Origin of the sequence: Bradyrhizobium liaoningense, from assembly GCF_018130955.1 — a bacterium.
Classification (GTDB): domain Bacteria; phylum Pseudomonadota; class Alphaproteobacteria; order Rhizobiales; family Xanthobacteraceae; genus Bradyrhizobium; species Bradyrhizobium liaoningense_C.
Map to the genome: position 1 here is coordinate 35521 of NZ_JAFCJM010000037.1, position 14831 is coordinate 50351.

Below are 14831 nucleotides of genomic sequence, written 5' to 3' on the forward strand. Positions count from 1 at the left end.
GTCCCGGATCTGCGCGCCCAAAAGCGCGCGCAGATCCGGGACCCATAGCCACAGGGAGTAGTTTGTCGAAGACTCGGGGTTATCAGCTTCGCGCCACAACCGCTCCCTGGGGGTATGGGTCCCGGCCTGCGCCGGGACGACAGCGGAGTTTGTTGCTACAGCTCGGCCCCTACGAACTACCCCTCACACCATCCCTTCCGCCACGACCATGTAGTTCACGTCCATGTCGGAGGAGAGCGTCCATTTGTCGGCGAAGGGGCTGTAGACCACGCCGGTCTGCTCGGTGATGACGAGACGGTTGTCGAGCAGATACTTGGTCAGCTCGTCGGGGGTGACGAACTTGTTCCACTCGTGGGTGCCGCGCGGCAGCCAGCGCAGCACGTATTCGGCGCCGACGATGGCGAGGGCAAAGCTCTTCCAGTTGCGGTTCAGGGTCGAGACGACCATCAACCCGTTCGGCTTCAGCATCGCGGCGCAGCGGCTCAGGAAAACGCCGACGTCGGTGACGTGCTCCACCACCTCCATCGCCAGCACGATGTCGAAGCGCTCGCGCGGATCGATCTCCTCCACCGTGGTGCAGCGGTAGTCGATCGAAAGATGTGCCTTGTCGGCATGAAGCTTTGCGGCGGCGATATTACTGGCGGAGGGATCGACGCCGATCACCTGCGCGCCGAGACGCGACAGCGGCTCGCACAGCAAGCCGGCGCCGCAGCCGATGTCCAGCAGGCGCAGGCCGCCGAGGCAGTTGAGGCTGCGCACATTGCGCTCGAACTTGCGGCAGGCGGCGTCGCGGATATAGCCAAGCCGCAGCGGATTGATCTTGTGAAGGGGCGCCATTTTGCCCTTCGGATCCCACCACTCGGCCGAGAGCTTTGAGAATTTTGCGATTTCGGCGGCATCGACGGTCGAGCCATGCGGGCCCATCGCCGTTGCGGAAGTATTTTGCTGCATGCTCATGACGAACGCGCCGTCCTACCGCGCGGTGATCGAATTTCGGAACGCGAGCGGCGAGGCGATGGTGGTGATGGTCTCACGCCCCTCGCCGACGCCGTTGATGGTCACGTCGCCGTAGTTGAGAATACGTCCAGGAATGGTCTGGTTGACGTCCACGCTCTCGACCTTGTCCAGCGCCATCTCGAAGGTCCGCCGCTTGATGAACCCGGTCTTGTGCACGACCCGCAGATTGGTCACGTCGGTCTCGGTGGTAAAACGATGGAACCAGCCCTTGATGGTCCAGTAGAGGGCGCCCAGCGCCGCCAGGCCGGCGCCCACGAGGCACAGCAGCACAACACCGTCGATGGAGGTCTGCCGGGACATGCCGAACAGGACCAGAGCCGCGATCCAGGCCAGAATCGCCGGGAAATAGAAGATCCAGTGCGCGTTGGTCGAATACAGCACCCGCTCGCCCGGCTGCAGGATCTCGTCGATATAACGCGCCATATCCTCGTAAAACCCATTCCCCGCACGGTCCCGGACCCGCAGGACCCGCTTGCCCCCGGCCCCGCCGCTATGTATACGCGCGGTCGGTGATCGTGGCTTCTGCCCGGGTCACCTTACTTATCCTTGTCAGGGAATGCACGCGTCGTCATGAGCCGCCTCGTGATGAAATTCGGCGGCACATCCGTCGCCAACATCGACCGTATCCGCAACGTCGCACGCCATGTGAAGCGTGAGGTCGACGCCGGGCACGAGGTTGCCGTGGTGGTGTCGGCGATGTCCGGCAAGACCAACGAGCTCGTAGCCTGGTGCACCGAAGCCTCCCCCATGCACGATGCGCGCGAATATGACGCCGTGGTCGCCTCCGGCGAGCAGGTGACGTCGGGCCTGTTGGCAATCGTGCTGCAGAGCATGGGCATCCAGGCCCGCTCCTGGCAGGGCTGGCAGATCCCGATCAAGACCAGCGACGCCCATGCCTCGGCCCGCATCGAGGCCATCGACGGCGGCGAGATCATCACCCGCTTCAAGGAGCGGAAGGAGGTCGCGGTCATCGCCGGCTTCCAGGGCATCAACCCCGAAACGGGCCGCATCACCACGCTCGGCCGCGGCGGCTCTGATACCTCGGCGGTCGCGGTCGCCGCCGCCGTCAAGGCCGACCGCTGCGACATCTACACCGACGTCGACGGCGTCTACACCACCGACCCGCGAATCGTCCCGAAGGCGCGCCGGCTCGACAAGATCGCGTTCGAGGACATGCTGGAACTGGCCTCGCAAGGCGCAAAAGTCCTGCAGGTTCGTTCGGTGGAACTCGGCATGGTCCACAACATGCCCATCTTCGTACGGTCCAGCTTCGACAAGCCCGAGGATATCGACCCGCACGCCAATCAGCCGCCGGGCACGCTGATCTGCAGCGAGGAGGAGATCATGGAAAATCACGTCGTCACCGGCATCGCCTTCTCCAAGGACGAGGCCCAGATCTCGGTGCGCCAGATCGAAGACAAGCCCGGCGTTGCCGCCTCGATCTTCGGCCCGCTCGCGGACGCCAACATCAACGTCGACATGATCGTCCAGAACGTGTCTGAGGACGGCAAGACCACCGACCTGACGTTCACCGTGCCGGCCGCCGATTATGCCCGCGCCAAGGACACGATTACCGCCGCCAAGGCCAAGATCGGCTACGCCCGGCTCGATAGCGCTACCGACGTCGCCAAAATCTCGGTGATCGGCAGCGGCATGCGCAGCCATGCCGGCGTCGCCGCCCAGGCGTTCTCGGCGCTCGCGGCGCGGAATATCAACATCCGCGCCATCACAACCTCCGAGATCAAATTCTCGGTTTTGATCGACACCGCCTATACCGAGCTTGCGGTGCGCACCCTGCATACGCTCTACGGTCTCGATCAGGTTTAGACAAATTTTCTCTTAGCGGTCGCAGCAAACGCGAAGGTGTACACACCTTCGCGTTCTGGCAGGCGTTTTGCTTGGCAAAACAAGCCTCAATTCGCTATAGGCGGACAGGGTGGGCTGCCGCAGACTGTGCCCAGTTCAGGCGGCGCCGATTCGGCATGGGTCACGACCCGTGCCGGCGCCGGACGAGCAAATTTGTTTGTTTTTCTGGAGTTTTGGCCAGCCGCCGGCCACCCGCCGGTCGGCACATGGAGGAGATTGACGGCACATGCGGAGCGCGTCGGGAGGTCCCCGCGTCTTGTTGAGACGGCTCCGCGAAACCATGGCGGAGCAGGTCTCGGCCCAGGAGCGGCTGGACAAGATCGTGGTGCTGATCGCCGCCAACATGGTGGCCGAGGTCTGCTCGGTCTACGTGCTGCGCGTCGACAATACCCTCGAGCTCTACGCCACCGAGGGCCTCAACCGCGAGGCGGTGCACCATACGGTGCTGAGCGCCCATGAGGGCCTGGTCGGCCTCGTCGCCAGCGAGGCGACCCCGCTCAATCTCAGCGACGCCCAGAGCCACCCGGCCTTCTCGTTCCGCCCGGAGACCGGTGAAGAGATCTACCACTCCTTCCTCGGCGTGCCGATCCTGCGCGCCGGCAACACGCTCGGCGTGCTCGTGGTGCAGAACCGCGCCAAGCGCACCTATGTCGAGGAGGAACTCGAGGCGCTCCAGACCACCGCGATGGTGCTGGCCGAGCTGATCGCCTCCGGTGAATTGTCGGCACTCGCCCAGCCGGGCCTCGAGCCGGCCGCGCGCCATTCCGTGCACAAGAGCGGCGCGATCCTGTCCGAGGGCATTGCGCTCGGCCATGTCGTGCTGCACGAGCCGCGCGTGGTCATCAAGGACTACATCGCCGAGGACCTGCCCAAGGAAATCAAACGGCTGGACACGGCGCTGGCAAAACTGCGCGCCGACCTCGACCGCATGCTGGAGCGCGGCGACGTCGCTGAAGGCGGCGAGCACCGCGACGTGCTGGAAGCCTACCGCATGTTCGCCAACGACCAGGGCTGGTCGCACAAGCTGCATGAGGCCGTGGCCACCGGCCTCACCGCCGAAGCCGCCGTCGAGCGCGTGCAGTCCGACACCCGCGCGCGCATGCTGCGCTCGACCGATCCATATCTGCGCGACCGGCTGCACGACCTCGAAGACCTCGGCTACCGGCTGATGCGGCAGCTCGTCGGCCAGGATCACGCGCCCTCGCGCGAGCAACTGCCCGACAACGCCATCGTGATCGCCCGCGCGATGGGTCCTGCGGCACTGCTCGACTACGACCGCAAGCGCCTGCGCGGCATCGTGCTGGAGGAAGGCACCGCCAACTCGCACGTCTCGATCGTCGCCCGCGCGCTCGGAATTCCCGCGGTCGGCGAGGTGCCGAACGCGCCCGGCATTGCCGACCCGGGCGATGCCATCATCGTCGACGGCACCTCCGGCTCGATTTATGTGCGGCCCTCGCAGGAGATCGAGGCCGCCTATGCCGAGCGCGTGCGCTTCCGCGCCCGCCGCCAGGCGCAATATCTCGCGTTGCGCGACCTGCCCTGCGTCACCAAGGACGGCCAGAAGGTCGAGCTGATGATCAATGCGGGTCTCGCCATCGACCTGCCGCATATCGACGACACCGGCAGCGCCGGCATCGGGCTGTTCCGCACCGAGCTGCAGTTCATGGTCGGTCAGAGCCTGCCGCGCACCAGCGACCAGCTTTCGCTCTACCGCACCGTGCTCGATGCCGCGGGCTCGAAACCCGTGACCTTCCGCACCCTCGACATCGGCGGCGACAAGGCGCTGCCCTACATGGAAGCGGTGATCGAGGAAAATCCCGCGCTCGGCTGGCGCGCGATCCGGCTCGGGCTCGATCGTCCCGGCCTGTTGCGCGGCCAGATCCGCGCACTGCTGCGCGCCGGCGGCGGTCGCGCGCTGCGCGTGATGTTCCCGATGATCTCGGAGGTCGCCGAGTTCGACTCCGCCAAGGCGCTGGTCGAGCGCGAGCTGACCTATCTGCGTCAGCACGGCCATACGCTGCCCGAGCGCATCGACATCGGCACCATGGTCGAGGTGCCGGCGCTGCTCTACCAGCTCGACGAGCTCCTGAAGAAGGTCGACTTCATCTCGGTCGGGTCGAACGATCTGTTCCAGTTCCTGTTCGCGGTCGACCGCGGCAACGCAAAAGTCTCCGAGCGCTTCGACACCATGTCGGCGCCGATCCTGCGCGTGCTGCGCGAGATCGCGCGCAAGGCGAACGCAGCGAAGAAGTCGGTGTCGCTGTGCGGCGAGATGGCCTCGAAGCCGATCGGCGCGCTGGCGCTGATCGCGATGGGCTATCGCTCGCTATCGCTGTCGGCGACCGCGCTCGGTCCGGTGAAGGCGATGATCATCGACCTCGACGCCAAGAAGGCCGAGGCGATGCTCGGACCGCTCCTTGACGCGCCGAGCGGCACCGTCTCGATCCGGCAGAAGCTGACGGAGTTTGCCGAAGCCGAGGGGCTGTCGTTGTAGCGGGCCGGCTTCTGTCTCGCCCGCCTCGCCCCCTTTTCGCTATTGAGACCGAACCGATGTCGTCACTCCCCGAAGCCAAACTGGACGTTCTGCTCGCCCATCACGCCTCGCTCGAGGCCGAATCGCTCGGCCAGCTCTCCTCCGAGCGCTACGTGCAGATCACCCGCGAACTCGCCGAAATCACACCGCTGATCGACGCGGTGAAGGCTTATCGTTCTGCGGTGAAGGAACTTGCCGACACCGAGGCGCTGATCGCCGATCCCGCGACCGATGCCGAGATGCGCGGCATGGCGGAGGCCGAGCGCGACGAGCTCACGCCCAGGATCGAGGAGCTCGTGCAGAAGATCCGCGTCGCGCTGTTGCCCAAGGATGCCATGGACGACCGCAACGTGGTGCTGGAAATCCGCGCCGGCACCGGCGGCGACGAGGCCTCGCTGTTCGCAGGCGACCTGTTCCGCATGTATGAGCGTTTTGCGACTTTGCAGGGCTGGAAGGTCGATGTGATCTCGGCCAGCGATGGTACCGTCGGCGGCTACAAGGAAATCATCGCCGAGGTGCAGGGCCGCGGCGCGTTCTCCAAGCTGAAGTTCGAATCCGGCGTGCACCGCGTGCAACGCGTGCCCGACACCGAGACGCAAGGGCGCATCCACACCTCGGCCGCGACTGTCGCCGTGCTGCCGGAGGTCGAGGATGTCGACGTCGACATCAAGAACGAGGATCTGCGGATCGAGACCATGCGCGCACAGGGCGCCGGCGGTCAGCACGTCAACAAGACGGAATCGGCGATCCGCATCACCCACATCCCGACCGGCATCGTGGTGATGATGCAGGACAGCCGCTCGCAGCATAAGAACCGCGCCTCGGCCATGAACATCCTGCGCTCGCGCATCTACGACGCCGAGCGCCAGCGCGTCGAAGCCGCGCGCTCCGCCGACCGCAAGGAGAAGGTCGGCTCCGGCGACCGCAGCGAACGCATCCGCACCTATAATTTCCCGCAAGGGCGCGTCACCGACCACCGCATCAATCTCACGCTCTACAAGCTGCCGCAGGTGGTCGCCGGCGAGGCGCTGGGCGAGGTGATCGACGCGCTGACCACCGAGCACCAGGCCGCCCAGCTCGCCGCGCAGGGCGCGGCGGCGTGACGGCGGCGTGAGCAGTCTCTTCACCGGACGGACCGCCGAGAGCGCACGACGCGCGCTGAGCGCGACACTGAAGTCTGCCGGCATCGACGAGGCCGCGCTCGATGCGCGAATGCTCGTCGGCGCCGCGCTCGGCCTCGACCTCACCGGCCTCGTCGCGCAGGCAGATCGGGAGATCACCGCAGACGAAGCAGAGCGGCTGGAGCACTTGGTGCAGCGACGGCTGGCGGGCGAGCCGGTCGCGCGCATTCTCGGCGTGCGGGAGTTTTGGGGCCTGCCCTTTCAACTCTCGCAAGCGACGCTGGTGCCGCGGCCTGACACCGAGACCGTGGTCGAGCTCGCGCTCGAGATCTTGCGGGAGCGCCCCGCCTCGATGCCGCCGCCGCGCATCGTCGACATCGGCGTGGGGTCGGGCGCAATCCTGCTCGCGCTGCTGCACGAGATTCCCGGCGCCTTCGGTGTCGGCACCGACCTCAACCTGGACGCGCTTCGCACGGCGAAGCGCAATGCAGCCGTGCTCGGACTTTCCGACCGCGCCGCCTTCGTCGCCTGCTCCTATCTCGACGCGCTCGCCGATACCTTCGATCTCATCGTGTCGAACCCGCCCTATATCCGCTCCGACGACATCGCGACCCTGAGTCGCGAGGTCCGCGAGCATGATCCGCATCTCGCGCTCGACGGCGGCCGCGACGGCCTTGACGCCTACCGCGCTCTGATCCCGCAGGCGGCCGCGCGTCTTGCCCCCGGCGGAGCCCTGATCGTGGAGGCCGGCCAGGGCCAGGCGGGCGAGATTGAAACCTTGATGCGGGCTGCTGCGTTAGGGGTCGAGAGGCCGCCCAAAGCCGATCTGGCGGGCATCCCAAGGGCCGTGTCGGCCCGAAAAATGCCCCCATAAAAGCCCGATTGGGCTGCAAAAACCTCTTGGAATATCCCGTGGGAACGACTACGTTCCGGTCAAACATCGGTGCCGGCCCCGTAGACCCACGGGCGAAAGCCGGGCTCTCGGGCGAGAGCTGCACTGTATTGAAGGTTCCAAGCCGCAGGTCCTGTTAAGCGCGATGGCCCATTGAGCTGCGCTGCTTCCCGACCGCAAAGTGAACGAAAGCCTGATATTGCGCTTGAAGACTTACGCAAGAAAGCAGGGCTTGTTTCGGCAGGCAACATGAATGGGTTCGCTGGCGATGAGCGCTAGCGGGTGGGGAACGCGTCTTTGTTGAACGCGACGATTGACGGCATTGGCAGGCTATTGGGCAGGCACCTGAGCCGCATCCCGCGCGCGGTGCGCGTGCGAAGCTTGCGCCGCGGAAATCACGGTCTCTCTCAACGGGAAGTAGTGCGTCTAATTTTTCAGGGCTGGAATTAAAGGCAGGACATGAGAAACGGTCAAAACAAGCAGCGCATGCGCAACCGGAACAACAACAACAATAACAACCGGCGCGGCCAGAACCCGATGACCCGGGTCTACGAGTCCAACGGACCCGACATCAAGATTCGCGGCACCGCCTCGCACGTCGCCGAGAAATATCTCCAGCTTGCGCGCGATGCGCGCTCCTCCGGCGACCCGGTCGCAGCCGAGAACTACTACCAGCATGCCGAGCACTATTTCCGCCTGATCGCGGCGGCCCAGGAGCAGTTCCGCCAGAACCAGCAGCAGCCGCGCGGCGACGAGCCCGTCAGCAGCGGCAGCAGCGACGACGGCGAGGACGACGGCGAGAATTTCTCCAACTTCGGCCAGGAGCCGGGCTTCGTCCCGCAGCCGCAGCAGCAGCCCTATATGCGCGACAACCAGCAGCGCGATCACCAGCGCGACCATCAACGCGACCGCGACAACCAGCCCTACCAGCGCGACAATCAGCAGCCCCGCGAGCATCGCGAGCGCGACCACCGCCAGCAGCAGCAGCCGCAATATCAGCCGCAACCGCAGAACCAGCCGCAGCCGGTGATCGCCGATGCCGGCAGCGTCGACCGGCTGCCCTCCTTCATCACCGGCGCGCAGCCGCAGGTGAATGGCGGCTTCGAAGGCGGCGGTGGTGGCGGTGGCGAGCGCTATCCGCGGCGGCGGCGCCGGCCGCACGGCCCGCGCCCCGAGCGCGAGGCGGCGCCGGCCGGACAGGGCGACGATCACGCCGCCGGCGAGTAAGCCAAACCGTTTTCGAATTGCGAACTGCAAACGTCCCGGCCCCGCCGGGACGTTTTGTTTTTCGGATTTGCTTTTCAGCGGCGCGTCGCTGCGGGCGAGGACGGCACCAGCACCGGCTTCAGCGACGGAATGAGCCGCGCGCGTTCGCGCGTGGCGGGGATGACGCGATAGACCTGCTTGGTCGCTTCGACAATGTGCACGCCGGCGAAGGGCAGCGACAGCGCGGCACCCGCCCGCTCCCACACCAGCGCAGACTTCAACAGCCAGCGGCCGGCATAGGGCGGCATGAACAGCGCCTCACCCCAGGCCGCCGGCGTGAACCAGGTCTGGCGCAGGAGGTCGGTGATCTGCGAACGCGAATAGGGCCGTCCGTGACCGAACGGCGTGCTCTCGGTGCGGGTCCAGACGCCACGCCGGTTCGGGATCACGGCGATGACGCGGCCGGACGGCGCCAGCACCCGCCACACCTCGCGCAGCAGCGCCGCCGGATCGTCGCAGATCTCCAGCGCATGGACGAGCAGGATGCGATCGACCGCGGCATCCGGCAGCGGCAGCGAGAATTCGTCGACGAGCGAGGCCAGCGCGGGCCGCCCTGTCGGCCATTTCAGCACGCCCTGGGCCGCTGGCATGAAGGCAATGCAGCGCTCGGCGTCCTCGCGGAACAGGCCGAGATAGGGCGTCGGATAGCCGATGCCGAGCACGCGCTGCCCCTCGGCACCAGGCCAGCGCTCCCTGATGCCGCGATTGATCAACTGCCGCGCCACGATGCCGAGGCGGCGCGAGTAGAAGTCGCGGAGATCGATGACGTCGATGGTCATGACGGCAATGTAACATGCGAGCGGAGGATGCCGCGCGCGGAATATTGCATTGCCTGCGCAGCGTTAACGCCATATTTGTCTGACGGGGCTGAGCGCGATGGAGATGTCATGGCCGCCGAAATTCGTACTTTCACCTGTTTAAACGACAATTTCGGTTATCTCATCCACGATGTGGAAACCAAGGCGACCGCCTCGGTCGACGCCCCGGAAGCCGGCCCGATCCTGAAGGCGCTGGAGCGGGAGGGCTGGACGCTCACCGACATCCTGATCACCCATCATCACGGCGACCATGTCGGCGGCGTTGCCGAGTTGAAGCAGAAATATAACTGCCGCGTCGTCGCCCCGCATGACAAGACCACCAAGATCGCCAATGTCGACCTGCGGGTCGTCAACGGCGACGTCATCAAGATCGGCAATCTGCTCGCGCGCGTGCTGGAAACGCCCGGTCATACGCTCGACCATATTTCCTATGTCTTCGATGCGGAGAAAACGGTGTTCGCCGCCGACACGCTGTTCTCGATCGGCTGCGGCCGCGTGTTCGAGGGCACCTACCCGATGATGTGGGATTCGCTTCTGAAGCTGCGCGCGCTGCCTGACGACTTCAATCTCTACTGCGGCCACGAATACACCGCCTCCAACGTCAAATTCGCTCTGACCGTCGAGCCGGACAATCCGGCGCTGCAGGCCCGCGCGGCGGAGGTGACGAAGCTCCGTGCCGAGAACAAGCCGACCATTCCCTCACTGCTTGGTGATGAGAAGCGAGCAAATGTGTTCCTGCGCGCTGATGAACCCTCGGTTGCAACCAAGCTACACATGAAGGGCGCGGATGCCGCCATCGTGTTCGGCGAATTGCGCGAACGCAAGAACAAGTCCTGACGGGGATCAATGCCGACAGCAGCCGAGATCATCGCGCGCCTCGAGCTCCGACCGCACCCCGAGGGCGGGCATTACCGCGAGACCTTTCGCGACCAGACCACGGACGCCAACGGACGGTCGCGCTCGACTTCGATCTATTTCCTGCTCGCGCGCGGCGAGCGCTCGCACTGGCATCGCATCGATGCGGTCGAGGTCTGGCACTACTATGCCGGCAGCCCGCTGACGCTGCGCATCGCCCATGACGGCTGCTCGCAGCACGTGGTGCGGCTCGGCACGGATCTGTTGGGCGGCGATCGGCCGCAGGCGATCGTGCCCGCGCAGGCGTGGCAGGCCGCCGAGAGCACCGGCGAATGGACGCTGGTCGGCTGCACCGTGGCACCGGCCTTCGAATTCGCGAAATTCGAGCTCGCGCCGCAGGGCTGGGAGCCGTAAGCCGCGAGCTACCTCTTCTTCAACACCATGTCTTTCGCCGCGATCAAGCCGCCGCCGGCGATGAGAATGGCGGCGATGGCGATATTGGCGCTGGCTTTCGCGTAGCCGACGGCGATCAGAAATCCGGTCGAGAGCAGCGGCGTCGCGTAGGAGGCCGCACCCAGCACGCGGATGTCGCCGCGTTTCATGCCGATGTCCCAGGCGTAGAACGCGGCGCCCACCGGGCCGATGCCGAGCGCGAGCACGGCGAGCCATTGCAATGTGGTCTGCGGCCACACCGTCGTCTCCAACAGGGCGTGCATCACTGCGGCGAGCACGGCGGTTGCCAGGCAGAAGCCGGCGACGGCATCGGTCGGCACTGCCTTGAGCCGGCGCGACAGCACCGAATAGGTTGCCCAGACAAAGGCCGCGATGAAAGCCGCGATCAACCCCGGCACCGCCCCTGGATCAAAACCGCTCGTGTTACCGGCAAACAGCGTCACCGTGCCAATCAGCCCGAGCAAAGCACCGATGACGTGATGAATGGCGAGCCGCTCGTCCGGCAGGAACGAGGAGAACAGCACGATCAACAGCGGCCAGAGATAGTTGAGCAGGCCCGCTTCCGCCGGCGGAGCGAAGCGCAGCGCGAGGAAATACAGCGCGTGATAGCCGAACAAGCCGCCGATGCCGACCGCCCACACCACCGGCGGCTGGCGCAAGCTCGCCGCCGCTTCGCTGCGCCCGATCCAGGTGAGAAGGCCGACGAGACCGCCGATCGCAAAGGTCATCGCGGCGAGTTGGAACGCCGGAACCGTGCCGGTCGCGACCGTCATCACCGCGAGCAGCGACCACAGCAATACTGCGGTCAATCCGATCAGCGTCGCGGTGCGGGAAGTCATCGGCCAGATACTTTCGTCATGGCCGGGCTTGACCCGGCCATCCACGTGTTCGATGGCCGATGGTTTTAAGGCCGTGGATGCCCGGGACAAGCCCGGGCATGACGACGTCTGCGTTACGCGCGCCCGTGATGCGAACGCATCACACCATGTACTGGCCGCCGTTGACCGACAGGGTCGAGCCGGTGATGGCGCCGGCCTCGTCGGCGGCGAGGAACACGACCGCGCGCGCGATCTCCTCGGGCTCGCCGAGACGGCCGATCGGGATCAGCGGCAGGATCGATTTTTCCAGCACGTCCTTCGGCACCGCCTGCACCATCTCGGTGTTGATGTAGCCCGGGCAGATCGCATTCACGGTGACGCCGCCCTTGGCGTTCTCCAGCGCGAGCGCCTTGGTGAAGCCGATCTCGCCGGCCTTCGCCGCAGAATAGTTCACCTGGCCGAACTGGCCCTTCTGGCCGTTGATCGAGGAGATGTTGATGATGCGCCCGAACTTGCGTCCGCGCATCCCTTCGATGACCTGGCGCGACATGTTGAACAGCGAGCCGAGATTGGTGCCGATCACGGCGTTCCATTGCTCCAGGCTCATCTTGTGGAAGGCACCGTCCTTGGTGATGCCGGCATTGTTGACGAGCACGTCGACCGGGCCGACCTCGGCCTCGACCTGCTTCACGCCCGCGGCGCAGGCGTCGAAGGAGCTGACGTCCCACTTGTAGACGGCAATGCCTGTCTCGGCCTTGAACTTCTCCGCCGCCGCGTCATTGCCGGCGTAGCTCGCCGCGACCTTGTAGCCCGCAGCCTTAAGCGCCTTGCTGATTGCAGCACCGATGCCCCGCGTACCACCCGTGACCAATGCGACACGTGCCATATTGTATTCCTTCCCTCGACTTAGACGTTTCCTTGGACACTTCCGAAGATTTCAGCGATCGTTTTAATGACGGATTATGCGGGTCGTTTGACGGACATCAAGAACAAAACGCCCGGCGGTGAGCCGGGCGTTTGTCTTTAGTCGAGGCCTACGCGGTTGCGAAGAATATTTGAGATGCAACCGCCGCCTTTTTAGCCGCGTGCAGCGCACGCGTTACGTTTTAGTCGCGCGCCAGGCACATCGCGATACCCATGCCGCCGCCGATGCAGAGCGTGGCGAGGCCCTTCTTGGCATCGCGCTTCTGCATCTCGTGCAACAGCGTCACCAGCACGCGCGCGCCGGAAGCGCCGATGGGATGACCGATCGCGATCGCGCCGCCATTGACGTTGACCTTGGACGTATCCCAGCCGAGGTCCTTGTTGACCGCGCAGGCCTGCGCCGCAAAGGCTTCGTTGGCCTCGATCAGGTCGAGATCGCCGACGCTCCAGCCGGCCTTCTTGAGCGCCAAACGCGAGGCGGGAATTGGGCCCGTACCCATGATCTTCGGATCGACGCCGGCATGGGCCCAGGAAACGATGCGCGCGAGCGGCTTCTTGCCTTCCTTGGCGGCCTGCTTTGCGGTCATCAGCACGACAGCAGCAGCGCCGTCATTGATGCCGGATGCGTTGCCGGCCGTCACCGTGCCGTCCTTTTCGAAGGCCGGCCGCAGCTTGCCCATCGAATCGAGAGTTGCCCCGTGGCGCGGATATTCGTCGTCGCCGACGACCACGTCGCCCTTGCGGGTCTTGATGGTGACCGGAACGATCTCATCCTTGAACTTGCCGGCCTTCTGCGCGGCCTCCGCCTTGTTCTGCGAAGCGACCGCGAACTCGTCCTGCTGGGCGCGGGTGATCTGAAATTGCTTGGCCACGTTCTCGGCGGTGTTGCCCATGTGGTAGCCGTTGAAGGCGTCCCACAGGCCGTCCTTGATCATGGTGTCGACGAATTCGAGCGCACCCATCTTGACGCCGCCGCGCAGGTGCTGGGCGTGCTGCGCCATGCTCATCGATTCCTGGCCGCCGGCGACCACGATGTCGGAATCACCGTTGACCAGCGCCTGGTAGCCGAGTGCGACGGAGCGCAAGCCTGAGCCGCAAAGCTGGTTGACGCCCCAGGCCGGGCTCTCCACCGGAATACCGGCCGCGATCGCGGCCTGGCGGGCCGGGTTCTGGCCCTGACCGGCGGTCAGGATCTGCCCCATGATGACTTCGGAGACCCGGCCGGGCTCGATGCCACCACGCTCCAGCGCGGCCTTGATGGCAATCGCGCCGAGATCATGGGCGGGAAGGGTCGCGAAGGCTCCGTTGAAGCTTCCGACCGGGGTGCGGGCGGCGCTGACGATGACGACATCGTCTGACATGGGCATCTCCTGGGGCTTGAGGTTCTTTGTCGAAGGGGCAGGCGGGCGATCGAAACGGGCTCGCCAGTCTCGAATGTCATCCTGTTAACGTCGTTGCGGCATGTCAATTGGCCGGGGGCCGGTTTTACGCCGCACCGCATTCAAAATAGCGTTCTTGGCTGTTTCGCAAGCAACTTTTTGCTCCCCGATTAACCGTGGCGCACAAAACGGTAGCGTGAGGCCGTTGAAAATGCTTATTTTGTTGCGTTGCGTACTCTTCCCCGCGCCTTGCGGCACTGCCGCAGGTTCCGTTCTCAGCGTCGTTCAAGTGAGAGCCCATGGCGAAATCAGACCAACCCACCACCATCAAGAAATACGCGAACCGCCGGCTCTACAACACCGGAACGAGCACCTATGTGACGCTCGAAGACCTCGCCGCCATGGTGAAGGAAGGCGAGGATTTCCTGGTCTATGACGCCAAGACCGGCGACGACATCACCCGCTCGGTGCTCGCACAGATCATCTTCGAGCAGGAGAACAAGGCCGGCCAGAACCTGCTTCCCACCACCTTCCTGCGCCAGCTCATCCGCTTCTACGGCGACAGCATGCAGATGGTGGTGCCGAAATATCTGGAGCAGTCGATCGCAACGCTGACCCAGGAGCAGGAGAAGTTCCGCAAGCAGATCGCGAGCACGCTGTCCGGCACGCCGTTTGCCCCGCTGGAAGAGCAGGTCCGCCGTAACATGGAGCTGTTCCAGCAGACCTTCTCGATGTTCAAGCCGTTCGCGCCGCGCACCACCTCGCCGGAGCCCGAGCCCGATGCCGGCACCGAGCCGCCCAAGGATGCCAACATCGACGAGCTGCGCCAGCAGATGAAGGAGATGCAGGAGCGGCTGGAGCGCATGTCGAAGAAGGACGAGTAGGTCCT

At 65.2% G+C, this 14831-nt stretch carries 14 protein-coding genes; 8 read left to right on the plus strand and 6 right to left on the minus strand.

The genetic code is table 11. The annotated features are described in order from the left end of the window. Positions 1 to 183: 183 nt before the first annotated feature. Both ubiG and JQ632_RS26030 read right to left on the minus strand, forming a co-directional pair. Positions 184 to 957 carry a bifunctional 2-polyprenyl-6-hydroxyphenol methylase/3-demethylubiquinol 3-O-methyltransferase UbiG gene (gene ubiG / locus JQ632_RS26025; RefSeq protein WP_212405460.1) on the minus strand — a complete coding sequence of 258 codons (774 nt, stop codon included), beginning with the start codon at positions 955 to 957 and terminating at the stop codon, positions 184 to 186. A 15-nt stretch (positions 958 to 972) separates the two neighbouring features. Then, a complete protein-coding gene (locus JQ632_RS26030) occupies positions 973 to 1440 on the minus strand; it encodes a PH domain-containing protein (protein ID WP_212405462.1) in 468 nt (155 codons plus the stop codon). Positions 1441 to 1587: 147 nt separating this feature from the next. On the opposite strand from JQ632_RS26030, the gene JQ632_RS26035 reads away from it, so the two are divergent. The 5 genes from JQ632_RS26035 (at position 1588) to JQ632_RS26055 (ending at position 8656) form a co-directional block, all read left to right on the plus strand. Beyond that, the gene (locus tag JQ632_RS26035) at positions 1588 to 2844 is read left to right on the plus strand and encodes an aspartate kinase (protein ID WP_212405464.1); all 1257 of its coding nucleotides are present in this window, start codon (positions 1588 to 1590) and stop codon (positions 2842 to 2844) included. Positions 2845 to 3109: 265 nt separating this feature from the next. Further along, positions 3110 to 5377, plus strand: coding sequence for a phosphoenolpyruvate--protein phosphotransferase (gene ptsP, locus JQ632_RS26040; RefSeq protein ID WP_212405466.1), 2268 nt, complete (start codon positions 3110 to 3112; stop codon positions 5375 to 5377). 56 nt (positions 5378 to 5433) lie between these two features. Continuing rightward, a complete protein-coding gene (prfA, locus tag JQ632_RS26045) occupies positions 5434 to 6519 on the plus strand; it encodes a peptide chain release factor 1 (RefSeq protein WP_212405467.1) in 1086 nt (361 codons plus the stop codon). A gap of 7 nt (positions 6520 to 6526) precedes the next feature. Continuing rightward, positions 6527 to 7411: a peptide chain release factor N(5)-glutamine methyltransferase gene (prmC, locus tag JQ632_RS26050; RefSeq protein WP_212405469.1), complete on the plus strand. Its 885-nt coding sequence runs from the start codon at positions 6527 to 6529 to the stop codon at positions 7409 to 7411. Between the two features lie 477 nt (positions 7412 to 7888). Next, positions 7889 to 8656 (plus strand): DUF4167 domain-containing protein, encoded by a 768-nt coding sequence (locus tag JQ632_RS26055; RefSeq protein WP_212405471.1) that lies wholly within the window; start codon positions 7889 to 7891, stop codon positions 8654 to 8656. 74 nt (positions 8657 to 8730) lie between these two features. Here the strand turns inward: JQ632_RS26055 and JQ632_RS26060 are convergent, their stop codons facing one another. Next, on the minus strand, positions 8731 to 9474 hold the full coding sequence (locus JQ632_RS26060; protein WP_212405473.1) for a methyltransferase domain-containing protein: 744 nt from the start codon (positions 9472 to 9474) through the stop codon (positions 8731 to 8733). 108 nt (positions 9475 to 9582) lie between these two features. Here JQ632_RS26060 and gloB point away from each other — a divergent pair, with 108 nt between their 5' ends. Continuing rightward, positions 9583 to 10350: a hydroxyacylglutathione hydrolase gene (gloB, locus tag JQ632_RS26065; RefSeq protein WP_212405475.1), complete on the plus strand. Its 768-nt coding sequence runs from the start codon at positions 9583 to 9585 to the stop codon at positions 10348 to 10350. Between the two features lie 9 nt (positions 10351 to 10359). Beyond that, the gene (locus tag JQ632_RS26070) at positions 10360 to 10782 is read left to right on the plus strand and encodes a cupin domain-containing protein (RefSeq protein ID WP_212405476.1); all 423 of its coding nucleotides are present in this window, start codon (positions 10360 to 10362) and stop codon (positions 10780 to 10782) included. 8 nt (positions 10783 to 10790) lie between these two features. Here JQ632_RS26070 and JQ632_RS26075 read toward each other — a convergent pair whose 3' ends face one another. The 3 genes from JQ632_RS26075 to JQ632_RS26085 form a co-directional block, all read right to left on the minus strand. After that, the gene (locus tag JQ632_RS26075) at positions 10791 to 11660 is read right to left on the minus strand and encodes a DMT family transporter (RefSeq protein WP_212405477.1); all 870 of its coding nucleotides are present in this window, start codon (positions 11658 to 11660) and stop codon (positions 10791 to 10793) included. Between the two features lie 139 nt (positions 11661 to 11799). Further along, the gene (phbB, locus tag JQ632_RS26080; protein ID WP_140976760.1) at positions 11800 to 12525 is read right to left on the minus strand and encodes an acetoacetyl-CoA reductase; all 726 of its coding nucleotides are present in this window, start codon (positions 12523 to 12525) and stop codon (positions 11800 to 11802) included. 220 nt (positions 12526 to 12745) lie between these two features. Then, complete coding sequence (locus JQ632_RS26085) at positions 12746 to 13924, minus strand: acetyl-CoA C-acetyltransferase (RefSeq protein ID WP_212405479.1); 1179 nt, start codon at positions 13922 to 13924, stop codon at positions 12746 to 12748. 317 nt (positions 13925 to 14241) lie between these two features. Here JQ632_RS26085 and phaR point away from each other — a divergent pair, with 317 nt between their 5' ends. After that, positions 14242 to 14826: a polyhydroxyalkanoate synthesis repressor PhaR gene (gene phaR, locus JQ632_RS26090; RefSeq protein ID WP_212405480.1), complete on the plus strand. Its 585-nt coding sequence runs from the start codon at positions 14242 to 14244 to the stop codon at positions 14824 to 14826. The last annotated feature ends 5 nt before the right edge of the window (positions 14827 to 14831 follow it).

What these genes read in the sequence shown, in the direction of transcription:
- JQ632_RS26085 (WP_212405479.1), bottom strand. Translation starts at nt 13,924, where the DNA reads ATGTCAGACGATGTCGTCATCGTCAGCGCCGCCCGCACCCCGGTCGGA.
- prfA (WP_212405467.1), top strand. Translation starts at nt 5,434, where the DNA reads ATGTCGTCACTCCCCGAAGCCAAACTGGACGTTCTGCTCGCCCATCAC.
- phbB (WP_140976760.1), bottom strand. Translation starts at nt 12,525, where the DNA reads ATGGCACGTGTCGCATTGGTCACGGGTGGTACGCGGGGCATCGGTGCT.
- JQ632_RS26070 (WP_212405476.1), top strand. Translation starts at nt 10,360, where the DNA reads ATGCCGACAGCAGCCGAGATCATCGCGCGCCTCGAGCTCCGACCGCAC.
- ptsP (WP_212405466.1), top strand. Translation starts at nt 3,110, where the DNA reads ATGCGGAGCGCGTCGGGAGGTCCCCGCGTCTTGTTGAGACGGCTCCGC.
- JQ632_RS26030 (WP_212405462.1), bottom strand. Translation starts at nt 1,440, where the DNA reads ATGGCGCGTTATATCGACGAGATCCTGCAGCCGGGCGAGCGGGTGCTG.
- ubiG (WP_212405460.1), bottom strand. Translation starts at nt 957, where the DNA reads ATGAGCATGCAGCAAAATACTTCCGCAACGGCGATGGGCCCGCATGGC.
- gloB (WP_212405475.1), top strand. Translation starts at nt 9,583, where the DNA reads ATGGCCGCCGAAATTCGTACTTTCACCTGTTTAAACGACAATTTCGGT.
- JQ632_RS26060 (WP_212405473.1), bottom strand. Translation starts at nt 9,474, where the DNA reads ATGACCATCGACGTCATCGATCTCCGCGACTTCTACTCGCGCCGCCTC.
- JQ632_RS26035 (WP_212405464.1), top strand. Translation starts at nt 1,588, where the DNA reads ATGAGCCGCCTCGTGATGAAATTCGGCGGCACATCCGTCGCCAACATC.
- JQ632_RS26055 (WP_212405471.1), top strand. Translation starts at nt 7,889, where the DNA reads ATGAGAAACGGTCAAAACAAGCAGCGCATGCGCAACCGGAACAACAAC.
- phaR (WP_212405480.1), top strand. Translation starts at nt 14,242, where the DNA reads ATGGCGAAATCAGACCAACCCACCACCATCAAGAAATACGCGAACCGC.
- JQ632_RS26075 (WP_212405477.1), bottom strand. Translation starts at nt 11,660, where the DNA reads ATGACTTCCCGCACCGCGACGCTGATCGGATTGACCGCAGTATTGCTG.